The sequence below is a fragment of the Candidatus Methanoperedens sp. genome (assembly GCA_027460535.1).
In the GTDB taxonomy this organism is placed as follows: domain Archaea; phylum Halobacteriota; class Methanosarcinia; order Methanosarcinales; family Methanoperedenaceae; genus Methanoperedens.
In genome coordinates this window covers 40,185-61,694 of the sequence record JAPZAR010000010.1, presented here as the reverse complement: position 1 = coordinate 61,694, position 21,510 = coordinate 40,185, and the positions used below count along the sequence as shown (strand labels likewise).

The following is a 21,510-nucleotide window of genomic DNA, read 5'->3' as shown; positions in this document are numbered from 1 at the left end:
AATTTATTTCTATTATTATACATTTTTTAAATAATTAGCACTTGAATATTTATATTATTGTCACATTCGATACTGCGAAAACATTACCTTCCTTATTTCCAAAAGTTTCAAGTTTTTCATTGAAAGCCGAGTAGGTCTTCTTGATTGTGATATTGTAGCCATCAGAGCCTGTTTCAATGCCCAGTGTGCTCGGACGGGTCCAGTTAATTGATACGGCTGTTGAAGTGTGGCATGCGATGCAGTTTTCGTTTGTATCGTGTTCCATACCATACTTGATGAAAGCTTCATGTATATTGTCAGGCATTTTGGCCAGATAATCTGAGTGACACTCTTCGCACAGGATAGTCGATGCTGCATGGGCCAATGTCCCGGGTGTAACCACTCTGGACCCCGCGCCTATGAGATCGTCCGAACCCAAACGGTTCGGGTTCACAGTAATCAATCTTGGGTCAAGCATATTTTGTTGGGTGAAAAGGTCTGTGTCTTTTGGTGTTCCATTAAAATACGTGCTTATCTCTTCTGCATATGCGTAGTTGTATAATATGCCTGTTTCGCCGGGTGTCATGGCGCCAGCATATTGATTATTTGCATCCCGGAACTGCACCTCGTCATTTCCGGAGACTGCCCACTGGTCGATCATAGTTTCACCGATTATTGATTTTGGGAAATTACCTCTCTGGAAATTCCCCAGCGTTGTTGCAAGAACCCTGTTCCCTATGTTCGTCGGCCCGGTCACGTTGATATATATGAGCCGCTCGTATGCATCGTCGCCGCTTGCGTACTGTACGCCATTCTGGACGCGGTGGCAGTCGGCACATGTAAAATTGGAATGTATGGAGCCCGTATGGATCTCTATCTGGATATCCCCATGGCATTTCTGGCATGGGACCTGTGAACCATTGGCATCAATGTTATAGTAGGCATGCCCTCCGCTGAAGAGGGAAAGGGTATTGGGAATAACCCATAATGAAATCCCGCCCAGCGCAAGCAATACCCACATCAGTTTCATCTCATTCCTCACAACTCCAGCAATAGAAAGCTGTTGTTTTGTACTGGATGGCTCCCGTATGGCTTACAAGGCGGATCGGTATGATCAGGACATCGCCTTTTTTAGGTTCCATACCGTCCCTGAAGAACATCCTCAGGGTATACACGCCTTCGCTTGGGCGATGAATTGAAGCCCAAAAGCTCGCAGGAATTGCGGCAAGCTTATTGATTCGGGCGTTAGCGTCTATTTCCGGGAAATTCGCAGGCGTATCCGCTCTCTTATAGAAGAACATCACACTGGATTCCTCGAATGTGACATTGTTGATTATTGGGGTACCCTTATCTGTCAGATTCGTAGAGACCGTCAGTACAAGTGCTGGTTTTTCCAGGCCGATATCTAAAGCATGCTGGTATAGGTAATACCCTGATACCGAAAGTATCAACAGCACTACCACTGTGTATTTTAAGATTTTTTTCTTATCCATTTACATTCGCTCCTATCCATATACTGAAAGTATCAGCAGTAAAATTTTGTATTTAAAGTTTTTTTCCTGGTGCATTTATATCATTCCAAATATAGCATTAAATAAGTTTTTTATAAGATCGAATATGGTGAATTTTTCGAGGTTCTTTTGAGAATTGTTCGATGGAGAAGAGGCAGAGTTGCCTGCATAAACCTTGTCTTTTGCCCATGAACCGTGACATATAGAGCAGATCTTATCCAGGTTCTTTATATGTATCGAATGAATCTGATTGCCATGGCATGCCACGCAGGGATATCCTTTTTCTTCAATTCCCTGGATTTTCACAATCGTGGAGTTCCCTGTCTCATGGCACTGTTTGCATTCTACTGCGTTATGACCGTTGTGGAAAATGTCTCTTGCGCTTGCATTGACCAGTGTATTCCCCATATGGCATGCTGTACAGATGTTCGGGTTATGCTGGGATTGCAGAAGAGGCACATTGAAGCCTCCTCCTTCCCCCAGAATGTAATCATGGCAGTTCCCGCATTCACCAGGTCCGTAATCAGCGTTCAGCGTCTCTGCATGACATCCAAAGCATGGGATAGGTTTATGCCCTGGCGGAATATCCGCACTTACGGCCCCTGCGGTAAGTAAAACGGAGATTAAGACAAGGCAGGGATATACAGCGTTTTTATTCATTCACATTCACTTTTTATAATTATTGAACACCTGAGATTCTGAAAGTTTCCTAACAGCTTCTTCATACGGGGTCATTCTCCAGACCTCAAGAAGAATATTCAAAAAACATGAATCCTTTAATGTGCTGACCTCTTTCACATCACAGTCTGGCTCTTTCGAAAATCGGTTCTTGAAATCCGCTTTGAGATTATCAAAGTGGATCTTATCCGTATCCTCTATTCTCACTACTTTCATCCTATCACAAAAGTAATATTTGTTACTAAAGTATATAAAGTTTACACCGGATGAAAAGCATCAAGAATTTTTAATCGTGATAATTAGAAGAGTATCGATAAATCAAGTAAATGCAACTAAAAAAGAAAAAGAGAAATGGGGGTTACCCATTTCATTTACGGGGATGTTAAAGCTGCTGCAGTGTCGTTATTATCTCCATTTAGACCGCTGACCTGTGTACTGTTTCCATTAAGATACAGCGTACTGCTTGGCGTCCAGGTATAGGTCTTGTTGCCGGTTGCGAATGTCTGGCCTGAGCCATTGCCGTATATTTCGACATTGACCTGTCCTCCGACAGCGAAGTTGCCAACGCTGTATGTACCTGAGTTCTCGATTGCGTCAAAGGATAGCGTGTAGCCCTTCTGGAAGGTGATGTCCACTGCAACGTGCGTATGGCATGCGATGCATGCGCCATTGGATGCGCCGTAGCCGAACCTGTCAAGGCCGTCATCCGTCTTCACGAAGGCATTATGGGCTTCTATTGCGCCGGTGTCGTTGCCATATGGGGTCAAGCCGAATCCACCTGCAGCGAGATTCCGCTCCCTCAGTGCACTTCCACCATAGTGGCAGTCATTGCAGCTGCTTCCGCCTTCGCCGTTAAGTAGCCATGACTCGTGTTTATAGGGAGGTCCGCTTTCGATCTCGTATCCTGCAATACCCGTTTCCTTTTCTCCGCCATGGCATTCCAGGCATGAGACGAGAGATGCTGCATGGTACTGTGAACCCGGTGTGACTTCTCTTGAACCTGCGAAATCATAGTTTGCAGTCGTCACTCCAGTGAAATTTACCGCTCTTGGATTGAACGCCGTGTTCTGCGTCGTCAGTTGTGTATCTTTCGGCACTCCGTTAGGCCGAAGTCCTACTTCAGAGGAGCCGGAATAGCTGTATTTTACACCATTGGTACCAAAGGTGGTCAGGCTGCCCCTGTACTTAGCACTGTTATCCCGGTATGCTAACTGGTCATTGAAATTTGAGCCGTCCAGATTTTGTATATCTGAAGGTGTCGCATTCCAGTTGTCCACGGTCATGCCAGTCCTATAAGTGATATTCTTGGGGAAGTTCCCTCTCTCGAAATTCTGCACTGTAGTTACGAGTTTAATACTCCCAGTATCCGGGGCCACTGCCCTATAACTGATCTCTGCTGATGCATCGTCACCGCTTGCTGCGCCTGCCTCAGCCCTGTGGCAATATTCGCATTTGAAATTTGCGTGGGGTCCTGGGGTGCCTGTGGTCGCTGAAGCTCCACTGCTCAATTCTGCTTTCACGTCACCGTGGCATTTCTGACACGGTACCTGATTGCCTGTTGCGTCGATGTTGTAGAATGAGTGCTGCCCTGCGAACAATGCCATCGTGGATGGCAGAGCGAACACGCCTACTCCAACTAACGCAATTAAGGCTAAACTAAATTTTGCATTCATATTTTTTTCATCCTTCCTATCTATTGTTAATATAGCCCATCTTCCCAAAGCAGTAATTCAAGAACAGAATACGTCTGCATCATTTTTTTGCTTTTACTCCTATCCTATCCATTACTCCAAATTTGGGTTTAATTTGGGTATAATTAGTATACTGTATTCCGGTATTTATAGTTAACGATTTTTAAAATGATTAAAATAATTATGATACTAATAATAATGAGCATAATCATAATTACATATACTTTATTGCATGTACTATAAATCTGCAAGGTTGTTATAAATGTTATACTACAATACTCGAATAAATACAATCCAAAGATTTGAGCTATTCCGCTGCCTGATAGATTTAATTATTAAAGACTGCATGCCTGCGTGCATAGTTTTAAAATAGGATATGATGTAGTAAAATCATGCGAAAATGGCCTTCAGTTTTGATATTAATTTTTATACTCCTCTCTTCTTATAATTCTTCTGGCAAATGGCAGAATGTTGGTGGGGACCTGCAGCACAGTGGATATTCGGAAGGTCAAACTGTCCCCCTTGAATTAAGGTGGAAATATGAAATAGGGGATTCTGATATCTCTGCGCCGATAATTGATTCCGGGACCCTGTTCGCAGGATCTGATGACAACAATCTGTACGCGATAAACGCAGCATCGGGAAAATTGAAATGGAAATATCCAGGTCTTGGAAAGATTTATACCCCGGCAGCCAGGAATGGAATCGTATTCGCACCTTCTTTTGACAATTATATTTATGCTCTGGATTATAGCGGGAACCTTAAATGGAAATATAATACAGGAAGCAGCTCTGCTTCACCGCCAATTTCCTATAATAATATTCTTTATGGCGGCTTTGACAGGAACATCTATGCAATTTACATTATTAATGGAAGTTTAAAGTGGAAATATTCAACTCAAGGCTTTGTTGAATCCTCACCTGCAATAGCCCAGGGGTTACTCTACGTCGGTTCAAATGATAATAACATATATGCTCTGGATGCTGGAAATAATCTCAGGTGGAAATACAAGACGGGTGGAAGTGTCTTTTCTTCACCTTCTGTAATGAACGGCGTTTTGTATGTGGGATCAAACGATAATAACATTTACGCCATAGATTCCAGCAGCGGAGAATTGAAATGGAGCAAGAAAACAAATGATTGGGTCAGATCCTCACCTGCTGTTCTTGAGAATTCTGTATATGTAGGATCGAATGATAATACATTTTATGCGCTGAATGCCGACAACGGGGACTGGCTCTGGAAATTTAAGACTTCTGACCGGGTCGAATCGTCTCCCGTAGTAACGCAGGGAATAGTATATGCAGGATCAAAAGACGGGACAGTATATGCTCTGGATGCGGCAGATGGGACATTAATGGATAAATATATGATAGGAAGCGGGGTAATCGCCCTGGCCCTATCGGATAACATGTTATTTGCCACAGCACGGGATGGGTACGTGTATGCATTCGGAGCTCCGATACCCGAGACCCCCACCGTTGCTCCCACATTGCCACCGGATACCACCCCCCCAGTCCTAAGAATCAATCCCATACCTTCAAATGTTACTTCCGATAAATTTTCTATATCGGGTACGGCGGAAGATGCAAGTGGCATCCTGTTAGTGACGGTCAATGGGGTGAACGCCGGGACAAATAACTGGAATTCTGTAATTACCCTTTCAAACGGCACTAATATAATAACTATAGTGGCGGTAGATAAAGCTGGTAATATCAGAACAGAGAAAAGGACGATCACATATCTCGGCAGTGAAGTACCTGAGAAAACACCACCGGCTAGAATACCGGGATTCTATTTTCTGATTGGCATTATGGGACTTATTCTGGCGATATCGATAAAAAAATTAATTAAGTAATGAATTTTATTAAAATGCAATAGCATTATGAAACGCAAATGTTTAAGGCTACGAATTGAAATATGACAATTCTACACGTTCTATAAATGTATCCGAAAATGATGTCATTAATAGGAAAACGATAATGGTGAATCGATGAAATACCTCTACAAAATAGTGATAGTTTTAATTTTGATTTACACAGGTATTTATCCTGCATTCGCAGATGAGATAGAATGGGTCGACCCGCAGGAAAAAACATTGAGATTTACCGATTCTTTCACCAGAGAAGGTTTCCAGATCGAGGCAACGGGTTTCTATAATAATACGGATTTCAAGGATCTCATGGCCCTGATAACAGTGTACGATTCTGACCACAGGCTGGTTACAAGTAACATTACGCGGATCAATGATTCTTTTTCTATTGATAACAGGTTGAATATTACAATTATTGATCTTCAGGACAGGTTCGCGAACATCGGTGCAGCCCATGGAGTAAATGCGATCGCGGACCAGTGGGTAAAGATCCGGACACGAGTCCCGGGTACCCCGTTACCTAAATTATCAGTCCTCCCTGCTGAGAAGCATTTCAATAATAGAACGATTGTAAGTCGCATATTTGCTCCAGGCTCTGAGATCTCGATCAATTTTACCATCAGGAATGACGGCAAAGGCTCGTTAAGAAGCCCGACTTTACAAATCAATACGTCATTACCTCCGCTAGCGCATGAGAGACTCGACTATGAATTGCCCGAATTGAAAGCTGGAAATGAATCTGATATTATCACAGTCAGGTTCAAAGCTCCGTATATAACAGAGGGCAAGTCCTTCCAGATCTCAGCTGAGGTAAACGGAAATGACGTTCTGAGAAGAGCCTACAAGGCCGTTGATTCAACCTATATCGAAGTAAGGGAGATGGATAAAAGGATAATGTTTGGAAAATTTGTTTCCGAAAAAATATACATGGGTGATATTGCCGTGGTTTCATTAAGCCTTACCAACAATCTCAGCCTGCCGATCGATAACGTGAGCCTCACCGACAGTCTGCCCCCGGACCTTGAACCGCTGGATACGAACCTTTCATGGAATTTTTCGCTGGGACCTCTTGAGCATAAATTGATATCCTATGCTATAAAACCACAAAAGCCAGGGACTTATCTATTAATGCCCGGAAGCTCGATTTTCGAATACCCGGGGGGATTCGGGTACAATGAAAAACCTGCCAAGCTGATAGTTAATGGTCCTTATGTGGTATTGGTCAAATCCGCAAACATTATCAATCCTGTTGTGGGAGAGAATATCAGTGTTACAGTGGAGGCAAAAAACCAGGGGGACGCCACCGCGATAGTAAAACTGAGTGATGGCCTACCACCTGACAACTCCATCTCAAACGCGTCGCCTGAAAAATATAAGGTTGTTTTAAATACGGTTGTGCTTCATTCCGGGGAATCGGCATCCTTCTCTTATGCACTCAATGCAAATGCTTCGGGCAGTTTTGTTATCCCTCCTGCAAAGGCGATAGTTTTGGACCAGTTTCTCTATCTGGATGAAAGGTACACGCAGAGGGCTGTTTCAAACTATCTTGTTTTGGATGTCAGGGAACCTTTGAAGCTGGAAGGCCCTGCTATTGAAGTTACCCGTATCCCGGTGCAGACCGCCACTCCAGGGATCACCGGGACGCCTGTCACGACGCCAAAACCGGCGTCCGGATTCCAGGGATATATTTTTATCATGCTTTTCATAGTTATATGGTTAATAAAAAGACATAATTTCAGAAGATAAATCACATATTAATGGATCCATGTCCAGTGAAAATAGTTTAAAAAGGAATGCAGTATATGAGTTTCAGAAGATAATTTTGATCTTTTCCCTCATAATCCCGTTTATCCTGGCGATGCCTTCAAATGCATACGAAAGACCGCAATTCACGGATGGATTGACCGAAAGTTGGCATCCCGGGAGCTATTGTATCCCCTGCCATTACACGCTACTTGGAACCGAGAAAGCACAGTCAATATCCAATGGATGTAAATGCCATGATTACAAGCCAAAAAATGCTCAAGGGTTAAAAGTGGATATGGCCCAGATCTTCGAAATCCATAAGGATATAGTGTGCATCAAGTGCCATGTGGGGAATAAAGATGGGAATAATGTTACCGCAGCGGATTTCCACAGGATTATGAGCAACGTGTCATGCCGTAGCTGCCATACATTTATGAACAATACGGTTCAAAAACCAGAGAAGACAAAATGCTCGGACTGCCACGGCGGCGATCCGCATGTGGTCCATGGCAAAAGGCTTGAAAAAATGTGCGTTGCATGCCATGGTGAGTTCGGAGAGACGTTTGCAGGCCAGAAAATGCCACCACCCTCTGTGCCAAACCTTCAGGCCGCTGCCGCTCTTGAGTATCCCACTATCGGTCAGTTGATAGGAAAAATGATAGATTCGCTGTTTCAAATGATAAGGTAATCTTATGAAAAAAATTCTTATGATATTGTTGATCCTTCCCGTGATACTATTCTCAGGATGTATAACCAATCCTGCCAAGCAGGTGCCTGTTGTGAAAGTAAATATTGCCTTTGTGGAAAACCAGGGAATTGTCGTCGCTCAGAACTACACATTGACTCAGGGAACTGTGGCCTACCTCAACAGACCGAGAAACACGGAGGCTGATTCTTTCCCGGCCATAGGTGCCAGGACGATGATATCTAAAGGTCCAAACAGCACTATCGGTCCATGGGAAATGCTGACCTACAAGGGAAACGGAAAATATTCTTTCAACATAGGTTTCCAGGAGGATCATAATCCCGTATCCGGCGACATCGTGCATATTTCCATTATCGTTGTCGATAAAGACGGGAACAGGATAGGCTATGTAGTGGATAATATGTTCTGGAAATAATTGCGACAATAATGATTCAACAGCTCGCGTTAAAGTATTAATAGATAAGTATAAATCCTTTAAAAAAGATAAATCGATTGTCTGAATTTTAATCCAGGTAAGAATAGGTGACTTAAATTATGGTGAACAAACTTGTGCTCATGGGATTTGCAGTCGCGGCAGTAGGATTGGTCGCGCTGCCGCAGACGCTGGCTTTATTCGCAGGGCAGCATAATTTCTACGATACGATGACGACTAATTTCTACAATTTTGGCAACGGAAGCAATATCCCTTGCGGAAAATGCCATGCTGATGTATATGCAGAGTTGAAACAGGCTGGAGCGGTAAATTCAGTTCACCTTCAACAGGGCTGCGGAGGATGCCACATGCTAGCGCTCCAAAAGGAAGGTTTCTATAACGGGCCTACAGGGCAGTTCCACGCTGCTGCAGCTCCTGCCTGTTTAGATTGCCATGATGGAAATAGCACAGGCATAAACGATGCACGTAATATTTTTGGAATTGTTACTAACACAACGGGAGTTATAACCAATGTAGAAGTTCATGCATCATTTGCAAATCAGACCAATAATATTTCCCTTTTGAAGGGGGCTAACGAAGCATGTGTCGCATGCCACACGCATGTGGCCGTGAATATCAGCTGGTCAAAGGCATACATGATGAACTTTACCTCAGTAGCACAAATGGCCACTGACGGCAGCGGCACCCATTCATGGAATATCAGCAGCTTTGGAATTCAGGGCTCCGCCAATATAACGACCTATGGTAACATGTCAGGTGAAAATAATGCTTCTACCGCACCGGTTGTAACTGTATCGCCAACACCGCCAGGATGGGACCCGAGCACTCCGTAAATAGGAAAAAAAAATTTTTCCTATTTATTTTTTTATGTTTGAGCCATTGAATATTTCTATTTTTTTTCCCATGCCAGCATTTTTAATAAAGGCAAGGAGCATATAATTATAAAACTTATTAAAATCATGTCATGTGTTTTGAAATCGGAAAGTATATTTCCCATAAGAAGATATATAAAATACGCCTTTATAATTCCGGATAGGAAGAGGTACCAGAATAAATGGCTACCAAATTGATGTTAATCGGGCTGGCAATAGCAGCTGTGGGACTTGTAGCTCTGCCACAGACACTTGCGTTATTCGTAGGCCAGCATAATTTCTATGATACGATAAGCAATAATGTTTATGGAGGAGGAACTACAACCAATATTCCCTGCGGAAAATGTCATGCCGATATCTTTGCAGAGCTAAAACAGCCAGGGGGGGTCAATGCAGCCCACAGGGCATACGGCTGCGAAGGATGCCATATGACGACAGCGATGCAAAAAGAAGGTATCGTTAATGGACCCCCTGATTTAACAGGTGGTCAATTCCATGCGGCTGCATCTCCCGCCTGCCTGGACTGCCATAACGCATCATTCGAACCTGGATTGAACGCAACAAATATTCTCAATGGACCTGAGGAGGTCCACAAGCCGTTCGCAAACGCGGCTAGCAACTCTTCCCTGCTAAAGGGAGCCAATGAAGCATGTATCGCATGCCACACGCACGTAGCCGTAGATATCAACTGGACGAAAGCGTACAAAATAGCCTTTGATGCACAGGAGAACATGTCCTCGGACGGCAGCCGTACATGGACAGTTGGCAACTTCACGATCGAAGGATCAGCTTTCATACAGACATACGGCAACCAGTCCGGCGGAGTAAACAATTCGACACAACCTGTGATCTCTATATCTCCGACCCCAATAGGATGGGACCCCCTCAATCCCTGAAGTAATAAATATGAAACAAATGTGAATACCTTATGTATATACCACTAAATGATATACTGTTCCTGGTATCGCTCGGTATTTTCTTGATGCTTGTTTACAGAAAAATCGTACAAAATACGGACGTCCTTGAAACCATCAGGCAACGATACTGGGAATTTGGCAGAAAGCAGAGAATGGACAGATATATCAAAAAAATAAACAGGCGACCTCTGGATTTTCAGAAGGTGTTCTTTAAAGAGGCATCGGCACTCATGTGCGTATTGCTCATAATGGGCCTGCTCTCCACAAAAGCGATCTTTTTAACGGCTGTGGCATCGGGGAGCATGTCCCCGACATTCAATACTAACGATATTATCCTGATGCAGAATATAGAGCACACCTACAAAACCGGAGATATAATAATGTTCGAACGGCCCGATACCTCGAATCCGGTTTCGCACCGGATCGTAAGCATCACCAAAGAAGGCATTCATACGGCCGGGGATGCCACAGGCCAGGTGGACTGGTGGGACATCAAAAAAGAAGATATCCTGGGAAAAGCTATCCTGATGAATGGGAAACCAATAGTTATCAAAGGGTATGGAAAATTTTTCATAGTGGATGATAGGCACCAGGATTTCGGTCCTTTTGGAACTGACTACAATAAATATTTCCTTTTCTTCCAGGTCGTGAAGATCTATGGTTATGTTATAGCGGCATTCTCTCTCCTTCTGTACGTCGGCCTGACGATGAAACAAAAGCCATGGCAAAGTAGATAAGGTCTGCAACGCAGGGATAAACCATGGAACTTCGGCACTTCTTTCTTGTCACGGCTCTTTTCTCGATCGCTATTCTCGCTATACCCGCGATCTTTTCACTTCTGGGAGGTCAGCACTGGTTCTATGATTCAAATAATTCTTATTGCGTTAAGTGCCATTCGGACATAAAGTCTGAACTTCTTCTCTCCGGAATCCACACATCTTTCACATGCGAAAACTGCCATGTCCTGAATACCAGCTCAAACCTCACGCATGGGAATGTGATCAGTCCCCGATGCCTTGATTGCCATGGAACCTCGAACCGAACGGTTGATTCCGACGGGAACACAAGCGTTTCTCCACTAGCCAAGGTTTTCGGGGAGAATATTATGAATGATGAATCTCACAATCCTTTCATAACGGGTGCCAATTCATCTCCATTCCTGAAAGGAGAGAACGAGGCGTGTGTTTCGTGCCATACCGCCAAGTCGCTTACTATCTCGATGCTATATGCTTTAACGTATGAATTCAATGCTGACAGGACAAACGATAGCTCATGGCAGCTGTCAAATTATTCAAAGAATGATTTTAGCAGGCATTTATTGATACAGGACAACGAATCTACGGGTATACATGAATTCCCTGCCCTAACACAGCTGAAATGCGAAAAATGCCATTCAGAAACGAGAGACCAGCTAAACAGCTCTTTCCATCACAAAGATTTTTCATGCGGCTCATGCCATCAGCTATATTCCTCATATCATGCCTCAAGCGTACCTCCATGCCTCTATTGCCATGGTGCTACACCGCTGAACGTAACTGACCAGAATGGTAATCCAGCGAGAACTGCACCTGTTTACGCAGGTGACCTGAATGGACCGGATGCGCATATCCCATTTGTCATAAGCGCTAATAACAGCAACATATCCACAGGAAATGATGTCGCATGCACGTCATGCCATTCGAGTTTCAATACGAACATAAGTTTTACGAGACCAAGTTTTATCGAATGGGACGTTGTGGATTCGTCAGGTACCTGGACGATAGAGAATCTTACTTATGGGCTTACAAAAGAAGTAAATGTGACAAAATATTTAAATGGAAAAATACATAATATCTCAGATATATCCGGGATTGATTGCATATCCTGCCACAGTGATATAAACGATGCCGTGATTTCTGGTGGGCATTCCAATGAACAATGGAAACAGAAACATAATTTTACTGATTATACAGATATGAATTCTTACTGCAAATCCTGTCATAGACCCAGCACCCAGAACAGCAATGGAACCACACCATATCCTGCGTATCCATTTAACTCTCCAAACCATGGTGCAATTCAGATAACCTGCTTGGATTGCCATGGCAAACCCGATCTTCTTGTAAATCTGAATGAAAATGCGCAAATTCCCGTCTACAATAGCACTGCAATGGGTGGTATAGAAAATTCAATTGGTGCGGAGCCGGCATTTATTCAATCGTATCTCTGCATGGCATGCAAGAACACCAACAATCCTGTTCCGAATAATTCATTACACTTCAAAATATATACAGAGCCTCAGGTAACCATATATATTAATGGGACCCAGCAATAGCCGTGATAAAATGAAGAACCCTTTGCTCGATGTTGATGAGGATATATCTGAAAAGCCAATCCAGCATTTGCAATTCTTTGAGAAAATAGGCTTGATAAGCGCTTTGATCATTACGATAGCAATATTGCTATTTTCAGCCGTTTCCTTTTTTATTGATTTTGCCAGCGCAAATTATCTTTATGCATTAATAGATATATCTCTTATTATAATATTCATTGGTCCGATATATTTTATTTTTAGAACATTCAAGAGAAGAATCGTTACCGAGGTATTGATCGATACAGCATTCCAGGATGGGGTCTACGCAAGATTGGAGCCCCTGATCGAAAACATCGCACAGGCTCACATTGGAACGAATGTCGTCCTGGACCGATTGTCAAATATCGATCTAAAGGTCCAGAATATCCTGGAAGAACGGTATGAAAGGGATATAAGATCAAAAGATCTCATGCAGGAGCCCATTGCGGTGGGGACCTCCATCAAATTTGCGATCAAAACGATCTTTTTAATGACAGTAACAATGGCCGCGTTCATGTTCTTTGTAAATTTCAACCTCAGTGGCATCACACCCTATGCAATTCTTCTGATATTTATCATGTGGTGGGTATTCATTACAAACGAATACGGTCTCTGGAAAGAGGCTACCGCATGGTCCATGGTTTTTTTGCCAATCCTTGCCATACCAGTAACCGTAATGCTCCTGGGCAACCTTTTGAATTATAATGTAATGATGGCTACAATGTACGTTTTCGTGGGTATTTACACATTTATTTATTATCTCTGGGCTGTATATTCATCCACAGGAAGTCTGCCCTTTATTGCCCCAAGGAAGCCCGAAACCATAGAAAGCGGTTTTTTTGCATTGCAACAAAAAGGATTATTTAAAGAATTGTTCGAGGCTTCAATTATGAAGCTTGAACATAAATTAGAGAAAGAAAAAAAAAATCCCGAGAATGGTTATGCCTGGAAAAAATAAAATGCTTTCACCAATTTTAATAGTTGGATCAGAAGTATTTTCAGGAAGAATAGAACTCTCTGCGGTGCCATATACTAAGAGGGAGATGAGCGGTCATCCATTTTGATTTTTTATATTTTGCTCAATGCCCATGGAGCAATGCTCGAAAAGAGTCTATGAACAAAAAATTCATGCGTTGCATATGCAAATTTTTTCAAAATCTTTATAAGCAAATTTGTATTATGTTGTCCATGAATTATATACCCATGATAATTCTGGTTATTATGCTCGCAATATTACCTCTCCCCTCATTGGCAATAGATACCGGATATGCCAGAATAGTCTACAACGTAAGGGGATTACAGGACTACGACCTGCACTGGAACGATAGATTTCCCCCGGGCAGCATCCTAAAGATCTACGCCGAAGCTAATGGAGTAAATCACAGGCGCGAAGTAGGTGTGGATTATGTATTCATTATCAGGGATTCTAATAATAACATAGTGGATACTGCAGCGTACAGTGACAGATACGAGGATTACAGGGAGAATGATTTCATCACCTATTCAAGGGAAGTGCCGACGAGCTGGGAGGACGGCATTTATACCGCAGAGATCCATATTTTTGACCTTCTCAATGATTCCATTATGGATCAGTACTATTCTGATGTGACCTTTTCATATCTGAACGGAAGCAGTAAACCAGATATCCCGTACTTAGACCGGAGTGATATAACAAATGAGAGCGGATTATTAAATACACAGGAGATCTCGATCAATAAGAACTTTTATATAGACAGATATGCAAGCAAATACCCCGTGGACAGGTTCAAAGTAGAAAACATCGTACTTGACAGAAGGAGTGTGTTCCCGAATGAACCTGTTCTCGTGAGCGCTGATGTCACAAATACTTTTTATGAGGCAGGAACGACCTCCCTTTCCCTGTTACTTGACGGTAAATTAATAGACAATACCACGATCGAAATAGGAGCTTACCAAAGCCAGCCGGTCTCGTTCACGGTCTCATCGGAAACCGTTGGGAACCACAGCTTGGAGATCATCCCTACGGGGAATAACACGGTAGGTCTAGAACTATCCACGGTCTTCAATGTAAGCGCTGAAAAAAAGATCGAAATACCTACCGCATTCGATTTTAAGGATATACAGATAGATCATTTGAGCGTTCCGCCAAATCAAACAGTGACCATTTCTGTGACCGTGGAAAATACAGGTAAGGACGGATCACAGCCCGTGGATATTTTCATCAATGATGCCCTGCAAGAGGAACGCGAGGTATATCTGAATTTTTCGGAAATAGAGGATATTAAGTTCACTGTCACGAGATCTGACCTCGGCGCGTACAGAGTAACGATAGGAAATTCGGCTCTGAGCAAGGTATTTTTTGTAGAGGCAGCTACCACCGCTCCCACTGTGACCGCAGTACCTGAAATCGAAAAAAAACCACAGCTTAAACCCATAATTGGACTTTCCATAGTTATCATATTCATACTTGCATTAAGATTGTATTTAAAGAAGAGATCAAAGTGATAATATGGCTCCAAAAATAATCGCTATGGGTTCAGGAAAAGGCGGTGTAGGGAAAACAACCGTTGCATTGAACATAGGATTTGCACTCGCGTCATTGAAAAAGAAAGTCCTTGTAGTGGATACTGATGTATCCCTACCGGATCTCGATCTCTATACGGGTCTTGAAAAACCGATAGTCACGCTTCTTGAAGTGCTCAATGGAACAGCGGAGATCCAAAATGCGATATACACAATCCAGATGGGGCTCAATATCCTGCCATGTGGTTCTTCGCTGCAGACCCTCCGGGATGCGAACATAGATAAATTAGAGGATGTTATTTCAGCGTTAAGGAAGAGAGAATATGATTTCATAATCCTGGATGTTGCAGCAGGCCTTTCCAAGTTCAGCATACTGCCCATGACGTACTCAGATGAGGTTTTGATCATTGTCAATCCAGATCCTGCTTCTATTTCTGATGCGCAGAAGGTGAAAGCTGTTTCAGGGCTTGCCGGCATCAACATCGCGGGTGTCATTGTGAACAAATATAAGAAGAGCATCTATGAAGATATCGGGGTAAAGCTAGGGTTGCCTGTGTTCGGCATCATACCCGAAGATGATGCCATCATCAAAGCAAGGGATGCCAGGAAACCGCTCATTTCATTAAAGCCAAAATCCTCTGCCGCAAAAGCAGTGATGAGAATAGCTGAAAAATTATGCGATATACCCCCGAAAAAGAGCATTTTTGAGAGGTTTTTCAGATAACTATGGATAGGACAGAAAACAAAAAAATCTTGGATTTTTTTATGGATGACAGCCCATGGTATGAAAAAATCATCCCTAAGAAAAAAACCACAGAAAAAATGCCGGGTATAGAAGAAAAACATGAGACCATTTCTTCAGATGATGTTATCCTTAAAAAAGAGCCTTATGTCGAGACAAAGTCAAGAATCGAAATTCAACAAGGAAGTCATGATGCAATTGATTCTGATAAGGAGTTCGGGGAAGTGGATTATGCTATCCTGAAGGCTATTGCTTATGGATTCAAGACCATTAACCATATCTCGAAAGCGCTCCAGATAAGGACAATGGTGGTTGAGAAACATGTTTACAAGCTAATGAAAGAAGGGGATATAAAATATTTTCAAAATTGCGTGCTTACATCGATTGGTAAATCTGCTATCGAAAGCTTTGAGCAAAAGAATCCAGAAGTATGCAGACCTATCGATGACTATATCGCATCCATTATCGAAAATGAAAAAGAGAAGAAAATTTATTTCCAAAAAATTTTGGATATGGCCTTACTAATTTCAACAATCATTCTAATTCTATTAATAATTTATTATAGCATACTTTCATAAGTTATTTCTTTGACAACTTCGGGATTTCGCTCCGTATGGCTGTCCTTCAAATCTTTACGCCATTAGGCGAGCAACCCTGCCGGGGGGACATCCCTTAAGATGGCAGTCTTGCACCATGAATCTATTACTTCACGTACAGCAGACCTTTTCCATTTACTATGACATCCCCCGTATATTTCCTGTAAGTGGCGCCGTCCACGGCCTCCGTGCCTTCAAGCTTGAAAACAGGCATCATCTCATCAACGGCACCGTTGACTATTATTGTACCTTTCACCATCTCGCTCCCCGGCCTGCTGGTATTACCTTCGATCACGATCTTGCCGCCGTTGTTGCTCAATCCGGCAAGTATCCCTGCGTTGCCTTTCACAACGATCTCCCCACCGCACATATGCTCGCCCACGAAGTCAAGTGTATTCCCCAGAACTGTGATCTTACCTCCTCGCATACCACATTTTTCTCCGCGGTATCCAGCTCCAAGATAATAAGCGGCATCACCTTCGATAATGATCTCCCCGCCTTTCATCTCCCTGCCTGCCCAGGAATCCACATTTCCAGATACGGATATTTTTCCGCCGCTCATCTTTGAGCCAAGGTGCATATCCACGTTCCCTTTTATCATTATCAACCCGGCTGTCATTCCTTCGCCTATCCTTTTAACACGCGAGAAATCGCCTTCCATGACGATTTTCGTATCCGCCGCAGCTCCTGCTCCGTTCACCCTGATCAAGAAAAGCTCACCGAGCATGGTCTTTTGATTTCCCATCCAGGCCTCCAGCGACTGGATCTCTTTTTCTGTCTTTCCCGAGAACTTATCCGGAGAAACGTTTTCAGCCTCCACGGATATCTCGAATTTCATTTTGGGCTTTATGAAAACTTCCTGCATCAGCTCACCTCCGCCATAACAGGCATTACACCCGCTTTCACCACTCTCGGATGGGTGACATACGCATCTTGCACCATATAGTTGGCAAGCTGTATAGAGTAATAGTTCCTGAATTTCAGACGGAGGTCTTTCATGACCTCGTCCATGTGCTGCTCGGGAACCCCCGCATCCACCCAGAAAGTCCTGCCCGCGGGCGTTGCAACTATCTGCCCGTCTTTAACCACTACCTCGCCGCCTTTGATTGTGTAAGCCGCGGATTGGAGGGCACTTTTCACCTTCGCATGTTCCACTGATGGGTCTATCTGGTCAGGCTTAATGTCATATATTGAAATATCAGCATCCGCCCCAGCTCCCAGATGACCTTTTGTATCAAGCAGCCCGAGCACTTTCGCAGGGCCTGCCCTTGTCATTATCGCTATCTCGCTCCAGTCAAGTTCCCGATCAATTCCCGGTATCTTAGTCCGTTTATGGACCGCTTCATGCAGGGTCTTGATCTCTTCCTGCCGCTTCCTATTGCTCATGAGAAGGGCCATGACCTCGGGATAGTTCACGAACGGGCCGCCATTCGGATGGTCAGTGGTCATCAACACTTTGTATGGATCTTTTGTGAGGAGAGCCAGCTCAAGCCCTATCGCCCACATTATGGCATGAATAGAGACCTGCTTGGCATAGAAGATGGGCACAACGCCAGATGCATCTTCAAGTTCTACATCCCCGTTACCCCATTTTTCATGCAATAATTTTGCGTTGGCGTACTGCACCGGGCCATCAGCCGTCATAGTGGTCGCGCTGCCAAAGATAAGCTGACCCATATCGCTAGTCACGTTCTCGCTGTTATTGAGGAAATTTGCGATTTCATCTGCTTTGGATTCGAAGTCTCCCCAATTCGTACCTCCCCATGCGTTGAATGTAAGATGGGTCACATGAAGAACCTGCCTATCCTTGCTGGGTTTCACCTGTTTTGCAAGCTCCATGCTGGCAAGAGTTGTCTTGTAATTCCCAGGTTTTCCCAGGTTGTTGCAATGAAGATGCACGGAATGCGGAAGCCCCAGCATTTCATTGGCTTTCATTAATGACACGATAATTTCTCTTGGCGTGACTTCAAAATTTGGGACGACGTCATCAAGACCTGTCACGTTCTTGCCGAATCCCCACATCTCGCCGCCGCCGGGGTTCACGACCTTTACGCCGAAGCCTCTGGAAGCAAGCAATCCCCACGCCACATACGCTGCCAGCTTATCCATATTTTTCTCGCGAACATAGTCCATCGTGGGCCAGTTGCTCCCGAAAAGCGTGAGGGCACCCTTGTCGATGATGGGTATCTCCTCAAGTTCCTCATGTGTGTGGCGTGCTTTCATTATCGCCTGGGCCGCCTCAAAGACAGTTGTATAACCCATCTGGGCGTAGCGGTACCCCATAGCATAAACATTCGGGACCGTGTAACCTGTGTACGGTCTTGTTATTTTTGTCCTTGGTTTTATTCCCGACCGTGTATCTTCGGGACGCATTACTCTTCCCACGTTCACTTTTGCGCCAGCTATGTGGGAATGGGCATCGACTCCGCCCGCCATTACAAGCCTGCCGCCTGCATCTAACAAAGACGCCCTGCTGCTGACCTTGTCTACGATTTTTCCATCTTTGATCGGGATATCCGTTTTGTCGCCTTTGATTCCATTGACCGGGTCAAATAACGCCCCGTTCTTTATTAGAAGCTCCATGTTACTCACCCCTTAATTCTCTGACACGTTCGTGTATTCTTTCAAGTACCTCAAGATCTGTTGGATGTGTTGGTTCTATCATCTTCCTGTAACGCAAAGAAACCCCATCCATCCTGTAAGCCGTGCCCTCTACCTCAACGCCGCATATGGCCGTTGGTATCACCACATTGGAGATCTCTGTGGTGGGATTCCAGTAAGGATCAATCTGCACCACAGGTATCTTCGCAAGGTGGCGGACCGAGTTTGCCGGGAAATGAGCTCCTGCGTCCCCCGCAATGATCATTGCTGCATCTACTTCTTTCCTGTAAAGGACATCGTTGGAGGCTGTCTCGCCAGGGTTGTAGTACGGTGCCCCGCGCGAGAAATCCACCGCAGTGGCATAACCTGTTTCCCAGGTACAGACCTGCCCGAAGCCAGTTACATTATAATGTCCTCGCATCGGCATGATAACGTATTTTGTAAATGAGTTCAATTCAAATGTGAGAGAAATGGCGTTATCGATATTCTTATACCTGGACGCACTCTGGGTGAGACCCATGCCGAAAAAGATCGCGCCGAACTTCGCTGCTTTCAATGTCTCCACAAGTTTTGCGAGCTGTTCTTTCGGCACACCTCCGACCGACTCCGGGACTACGTCTGTGTGTCCTGATAGTATCGCACGGAGAGCCGAAACCACCAGATAATCGCTGCCCTGCTGCACCTGAATATATTCATCGGCTACATTTGCAGTATCGGTCTTTCGCACATCCACAACGATTATTTTGCGCCCCTTTCTTCCTTTATCCGAGAAAAATCCCCTGGCGAAAACGGAATAGCGTCCCATATGTCTTGGATGGGCGTGTACGGGGTTGCTCCCCCAGAATACAACAACATCGGCCCGGTTCTTTATCTGGCCAAGAGTGGAAGTCGGTAGGCCCTTCTCATGGACTGCGAGCGTTGAAGGGCCATGACAAACAGTAGCTGTGTTATCTATGATTGCGCCCAGATCCTCGGCAAGAAGGATACCTTTTTTATGAACCTCACATAGCGTCGACGCCCAGCCATACATCAGAGGTCTTTTTGATTTGGCAAATATCCTGGCTGCCGCATCGATCGCCTCTTCGTACGAGACTTCCTTGAAATCGCTGTTTTTGTCGGACCGCATCATTGGCGCTTTTATCCTGTGATGCCCCATTATTTTTGCAGCACCGAGCTTGCAGGCGTGTTTTGCCTCTATTATCTTATTATCCTCCACCACAATCGTGATATCGTCGCACGTGCAGCCGCAAAATGGGCAAAGGGCATCGGTTATTACTGTCGTCATTGCTTATACCTCGCAATCAGTTCTTTCATTAAAAGTATTTTCTTATCCTTACACTCTATATCTGCCGGAATACCCTTGAATCCTGGCATCCCGCAGCCCTTAGTATCAGGGTCAACCACTGCGTTTGCCCACGGGCCCATTGGGATGAATGCCAGTCCATCGGGATTGCCGTTGTTTTCCTTCAATTTCACCACTACATCCCCATGGGCTGTCTTAACCCTTACATGTTCCCCGGATTTTCCTAAAAGTGCCAAATCCTTGGAATTCAACTCACAATAAGCCGTGGCTTCAAGATAATCAGAAGAGGTTTTGTTTTCAAGATTTGCTCCCTGATTGATTGTTCTTCCTGTTATCAAAGTTACCTTTAATGTCATCTGAACCCTCTTTTTTAATGTTATGTTTGTTAATTACCTTCCTTGTTTAAAAAGTATGTGATTTTGTTCGATTTGATAAGAATACAAAAAAAAGAGATAAATCAAACGCTAATCCGAATTAGCAAGACAAAAAATGATAAACAAAAATGTTCAGAATTTTGCTTCGACTGGCACCTGGACAGGTTCGAACTCAGCCTTTGGTTCCAGTGTGAGGTCAATTTCCGGCAATATGTCCACATAGTTGACAAGTTCGTGGAATATTTCGTGTCTTGGACTAACGATTATAACATGTGCCGGCGGATGGATTTTCCGAAGCCTCCCTATCGCAGCGCTTGCTTCCTCATTCAAAGGCACTATGGATGCCGCTTCGCAGCATGACCTCAATGGGCTTTTCATGACATGGACAAGGATATTGTCCGCAAAAGCAGGTTCAAGTCTTCGTGCCTTATCTGCAAAAGTCAAACGGGCATATCGAACTAGGTCGCACAAAGCTGTTTTGACTTTTGACATCTCATCAGCTCTTACAACAGCTAATGAATTAATCGTTTTTTCCCCCTGTTTTTTAAATTGTTCCATTTTTTATCAACTTACATACAGGTTATCATCGATATATATAATAGTACTACTATGGTGCTACTACTTTGTTATTATGCTATGTTCTTTAAAATCAC

Annotated in this window: 23 protein-coding genes; 13 read left to right on the top strand and 10 right to left on the bottom strand. The window is 43.9% G+C overall.

The window, feature by feature from the left end; translation table 11 throughout:
• Positions 1-49 precede the first annotated feature (49 nt).
• The 5 genes from O8C65_03615 to O8C65_03595 form a co-directional block, all read right to left on the bottom strand.
• A complete protein-coding gene (locus O8C65_03615) occupies positions 50-1,009 on the bottom strand; it encodes a hypothetical protein (protein ID MCZ7355998.1) in 960 nt (319 codons plus the stop codon).
• Position 1,010: 1 nt separating this feature from the next.
• A complete protein-coding gene (locus tag O8C65_03610) occupies positions 1,011-1,472 on the bottom strand; it encodes a hypothetical protein (GenBank protein ID MCZ7355997.1) in 462 nt (153 codons plus the stop codon).
• A gap of 75 nt (positions 1,473-1,547) precedes the next feature.
• Complete coding sequence (locus tag O8C65_03605) at positions 1,548-2,150, bottom strand: hypothetical protein (protein ID MCZ7355996.1); 603 nt, start codon at positions 2,148-2,150, stop codon at positions 1,548-1,550.
• Positions 2,151-2,156: 6 nt separating this feature from the next.
• Positions 2,157-2,384 carry a hypothetical protein gene (locus O8C65_03600; GenBank protein MCZ7355995.1) on the bottom strand — a complete coding sequence of 76 codons (228 nt, stop codon included), beginning with the start codon at positions 2,382-2,384 and terminating at the stop codon, positions 2,157-2,159.
• Between the two features lie 155 nt (positions 2,385-2,539).
• Positions 2,540-3,841: a hypothetical protein gene (locus O8C65_03595; protein MCZ7355994.1), complete on the bottom strand. Its 1,302-nt coding sequence runs from the start codon at positions 3,839-3,841 to the stop codon at positions 2,540-2,542.
• A gap of 410 nt (positions 3,842-4,251) precedes the next feature.
• On the opposite strand from O8C65_03595, the gene O8C65_03590 reads away from it, so the two are divergent.
• The 13 genes from O8C65_03590 to O8C65_03530 all read left to right on the top strand — a co-directional run bounded on the left by O8C65_03590 (position 4,252) and on the right by O8C65_03530 (position 16,561).
• Positions 4,252-5,718: a PQQ-binding-like beta-propeller repeat protein gene (locus tag O8C65_03590; GenBank protein MCZ7355993.1), complete on the top strand. Its 1,467-nt coding sequence runs from the start codon at positions 4,252-4,254 to the stop codon at positions 5,716-5,718.
• A gap of 135 nt (positions 5,719-5,853) precedes the next feature.
• Positions 5,854-7,479: a hypothetical protein gene (locus tag O8C65_03585; protein MCZ7355992.1), complete on the top strand. Its 1,626-nt coding sequence runs from the start codon at positions 5,854-5,856 to the stop codon at positions 7,477-7,479.
• 19 nt (positions 7,480-7,498) lie between these two features.
• Positions 7,499-8,167: a multiheme c-type cytochrome gene (locus tag O8C65_03580; protein ID MCZ7355991.1), complete on the top strand. Its 669-nt coding sequence runs from the start codon at positions 7,499-7,501 to the stop codon at positions 8,165-8,167.
• A gap of 4 nt (positions 8,168-8,171) precedes the next feature.
• The gene (locus tag O8C65_03575; protein MCZ7355990.1) at positions 8,172-8,600 is read left to right on the top strand and encodes a hypothetical protein; all 429 of its coding nucleotides are present in this window, start codon (positions 8,172-8,174) and stop codon (positions 8,598-8,600) included.
• A 119-nt stretch (positions 8,601-8,719) separates the two neighbouring features.
• Entirely contained in the window at positions 8,720-9,451 is a 732-nt protein-coding gene (locus tag O8C65_03570; protein MCZ7355989.1) for a hypothetical protein, read from the top strand.
• Between the two features lie 221 nt (positions 9,452-9,672).
• Complete coding sequence (locus O8C65_03565; GenBank protein ID MCZ7355988.1) at positions 9,673-10,386, top strand: cytochrome c3 family protein; 714 nt, start codon at positions 9,673-9,675, stop codon at positions 10,384-10,386.
• A gap of 32 nt (positions 10,387-10,418) precedes the next feature.
• Complete coding sequence (locus O8C65_03560; GenBank protein MCZ7355987.1) at positions 10,419-11,144, top strand: signal peptidase I; 726 nt, start codon at positions 10,419-10,421, stop codon at positions 11,142-11,144.
• A gap of 23 nt (positions 11,145-11,167) precedes the next feature.
• Positions 11,168-12,721, top strand: coding sequence for a hypothetical protein (locus O8C65_03555; GenBank protein ID MCZ7355986.1), 1,554 nt, complete (start codon positions 11,168-11,170; stop codon positions 12,719-12,721).
• On the top strand, positions 12,705-13,697 hold the full coding sequence (locus O8C65_03550) for a hypothetical protein (GenBank protein ID MCZ7355985.1): 993 nt from the start codon (positions 12,705-12,707) through the stop codon (positions 13,695-13,697). Before O8C65_03555 ends, O8C65_03550 begins: the two co-directional genes overlap by 17 nt.
• Entirely contained in the window at positions 13,681-13,803 is a 123-nt protein-coding gene (locus O8C65_03545; GenBank protein ID MCZ7355984.1) for a hypothetical protein, read from the top strand. The genes O8C65_03550 and O8C65_03545 overlap by 17 nt, the downstream gene beginning before the upstream one ends.
• A 124-nt stretch (positions 13,804-13,927) precedes the next feature.
• Complete coding sequence (locus tag O8C65_03540) at positions 13,928-15,223, top strand: hypothetical protein (GenBank protein MCZ7355983.1); 1,296 nt, start codon at positions 13,928-13,930, stop codon at positions 15,221-15,223.
• 4 nt (positions 15,224-15,227) lie between these two features.
• Positions 15,228-15,965 (top strand): cell division ATPase MinD, encoded by a 738-nt coding sequence (minD, locus tag O8C65_03535; GenBank protein ID MCZ7355982.1) that lies wholly within the window; start codon positions 15,228-15,230, stop codon positions 15,963-15,965.
• 2 nt (positions 15,966-15,967) lie between these two features.
• A complete protein-coding gene (locus tag O8C65_03530) occupies positions 15,968-16,561 on the top strand; it encodes a hypothetical protein (GenBank protein MCZ7355981.1) in 594 nt (197 codons plus the stop codon).
• 124 nt (positions 16,562-16,685) lie between these two features.
• Here O8C65_03530 and O8C65_03525 read toward each other — a convergent pair whose 3' ends face one another.
• The 5 genes from O8C65_03525 to O8C65_03505 all read right to left on the bottom strand — a co-directional run bounded on the left by O8C65_03525 (position 16,686) and on the right by O8C65_03505 (position 21,415).
• A complete protein-coding gene (locus O8C65_03525) occupies positions 16,686-17,444 on the bottom strand; it encodes a formylmethanofuran dehydrogenase subunit C (GenBank protein MCZ7355980.1) in 759 nt (252 codons plus the stop codon).
• Complete coding sequence (locus O8C65_03520) at positions 17,444-19,162, bottom strand: formylmethanofuran dehydrogenase subunit A (protein ID MCZ7355979.1); 1,719 nt, start codon at positions 19,160-19,162, stop codon at positions 17,444-17,446. Before O8C65_03520 ends, O8C65_03525 begins: the two co-directional genes overlap by 1 nt.
• A 1-nt stretch (position 19,163) precedes the next feature.
• A complete protein-coding gene (locus O8C65_03515; protein ID MCZ7355978.1) occupies positions 19,164-20,465 on the bottom strand; it encodes a formylmethanofuran dehydrogenase subunit B in 1,302 nt (433 codons plus the stop codon).
• Positions 20,462-20,839, bottom strand: a complete 378-nt coding sequence (locus O8C65_03510) for a tRNA CCA-pyrophosphorylase (protein MCZ7355977.1) — start codon at positions 20,837-20,839, stop codon at positions 20,462-20,464. Before O8C65_03510 ends, O8C65_03515 begins: the two co-directional genes overlap by 4 nt.
• A gap of 150 nt (positions 20,840-20,989) precedes the next feature.
• Positions 20,990-21,415 carry a DUF356 domain-containing protein gene (locus O8C65_03505; protein ID MCZ7355976.1) on the bottom strand — a complete coding sequence of 142 codons (426 nt, stop codon included), beginning with the start codon at positions 21,413-21,415 and terminating at the stop codon, positions 20,990-20,992.
• Positions 21,416-21,510: the final 95 nt, after the last annotated feature.

Excerpts from the sequence above, each read along its gene's own strand:
- O8C65_03590 (MCZ7355993.1), top strand. The coding sequence starts at position 4,252 with ATGCGAAAATGGCCTTCAGTTTTGATATTAATTTTTATACTCCTCTCT.
- O8C65_03580 (MCZ7355991.1), top strand. The coding sequence starts at position 7,499 with ATGTCCAGTGAAAATAGTTTAAAAAGGAATGCAGTATATGAGTTTCAG.
- O8C65_03560 (MCZ7355987.1), top strand. The coding sequence starts at position 10,419 with ATGTATATACCACTAAATGATATACTGTTCCTGGTATCGCTCGGTATT.
- O8C65_03585 (MCZ7355992.1), top strand. The coding sequence starts at position 5,854 with ATGAAATACCTCTACAAAATAGTGATAGTTTTAATTTTGATTTACACA.
- O8C65_03575 (MCZ7355990.1), top strand. The coding sequence starts at position 8,172 with ATGAAAAAAATTCTTATGATATTGTTGATCCTTCCCGTGATACTATTC.
- O8C65_03605 (MCZ7355996.1), bottom strand. The coding sequence starts at position 2,150 with ATGAATAAAAACGCTGTATATCCCTGCCTTGTCTTAATCTCCGTTTTA.
- O8C65_03600 (MCZ7355995.1), bottom strand. The coding sequence starts at position 2,384 with ATGAAAGTAGTGAGAATAGAGGATACGGATAAGATCCACTTTGATAAT.
- O8C65_03610 (MCZ7355997.1), bottom strand. The coding sequence starts at position 1,472 with ATGGATAAGAAAAAAATCTTAAAATACACAGTGGTAGTGCTGTTGATA.
- O8C65_03550 (MCZ7355985.1), top strand. The coding sequence starts at position 12,705 with ATGGGACCCAGCAATAGCCGTGATAAAATGAAGAACCCTTTGCTCGAT.
- O8C65_03525 (MCZ7355980.1), bottom strand. The coding sequence starts at position 17,444 with ATGCAGGAAGTTTTCATAAAGCCCAAAATGAAATTCGAGATATCCGTG.
- minD (MCZ7355982.1), top strand. The coding sequence starts at position 15,228 with ATGGCTCCAAAAATAATCGCTATGGGTTCAGGAAAAGGCGGTGTAGGG.
- O8C65_03545 (MCZ7355984.1), top strand. The coding sequence starts at position 13,681 with ATGCCTGGAAAAAATAAAATGCTTTCACCAATTTTAATAGTTGGATCA.
- O8C65_03615 (MCZ7355998.1), bottom strand. The coding sequence starts at position 1,009 with ATGAAACTGATGTGGGTATTGCTTGCGCTGGGCGGGATTTCATTATGG.
- O8C65_03565 (MCZ7355988.1), top strand. The coding sequence starts at position 9,673 with ATGGCTACCAAATTGATGTTAATCGGGCTGGCAATAGCAGCTGTGGGA.
- O8C65_03540 (MCZ7355983.1), top strand. The coding sequence starts at position 13,928 with ATGAATTATATACCCATGATAATTCTGGTTATTATGCTCGCAATATTA.
- O8C65_03530 (MCZ7355981.1), top strand. The coding sequence starts at position 15,968 with ATGGATAGGACAGAAAACAAAAAAATCTTGGATTTTTTTATGGATGAC.
- O8C65_03515 (MCZ7355978.1), bottom strand. The coding sequence starts at position 20,465 with ATGACGACAGTAATAACCGATGCCCTTTGCCCATTTTGCGGCTGCACG.
- O8C65_03520 (MCZ7355979.1), bottom strand. The coding sequence starts at position 19,162 with ATGGAGCTTCTAATAAAGAACGGGGCGTTATTTGACCCGGTCAATGGA.
- O8C65_03595 (MCZ7355994.1), bottom strand. The coding sequence starts at position 3,841 with ATGAATGCAAAATTTAGTTTAGCCTTAATTGCGTTAGTTGGAGTAGGC.
- O8C65_03555 (MCZ7355986.1), top strand. The coding sequence starts at position 11,168 with ATGGAACTTCGGCACTTCTTTCTTGTCACGGCTCTTTTCTCGATCGCT.
- O8C65_03510 (MCZ7355977.1), bottom strand. The coding sequence starts at position 20,839 with ATGACATTAAAGGTAACTTTGATAACAGGAAGAACAATCAATCAGGGA.
- O8C65_03570 (MCZ7355989.1), top strand. The coding sequence starts at position 8,720 with ATGGTGAACAAACTTGTGCTCATGGGATTTGCAGTCGCGGCAGTAGGA.
- O8C65_03505 (MCZ7355976.1), bottom strand. The coding sequence starts at position 21,415 with ATGGAACAATTTAAAAAACAGGGGGAAAAAACGATTAATTCATTAGCT.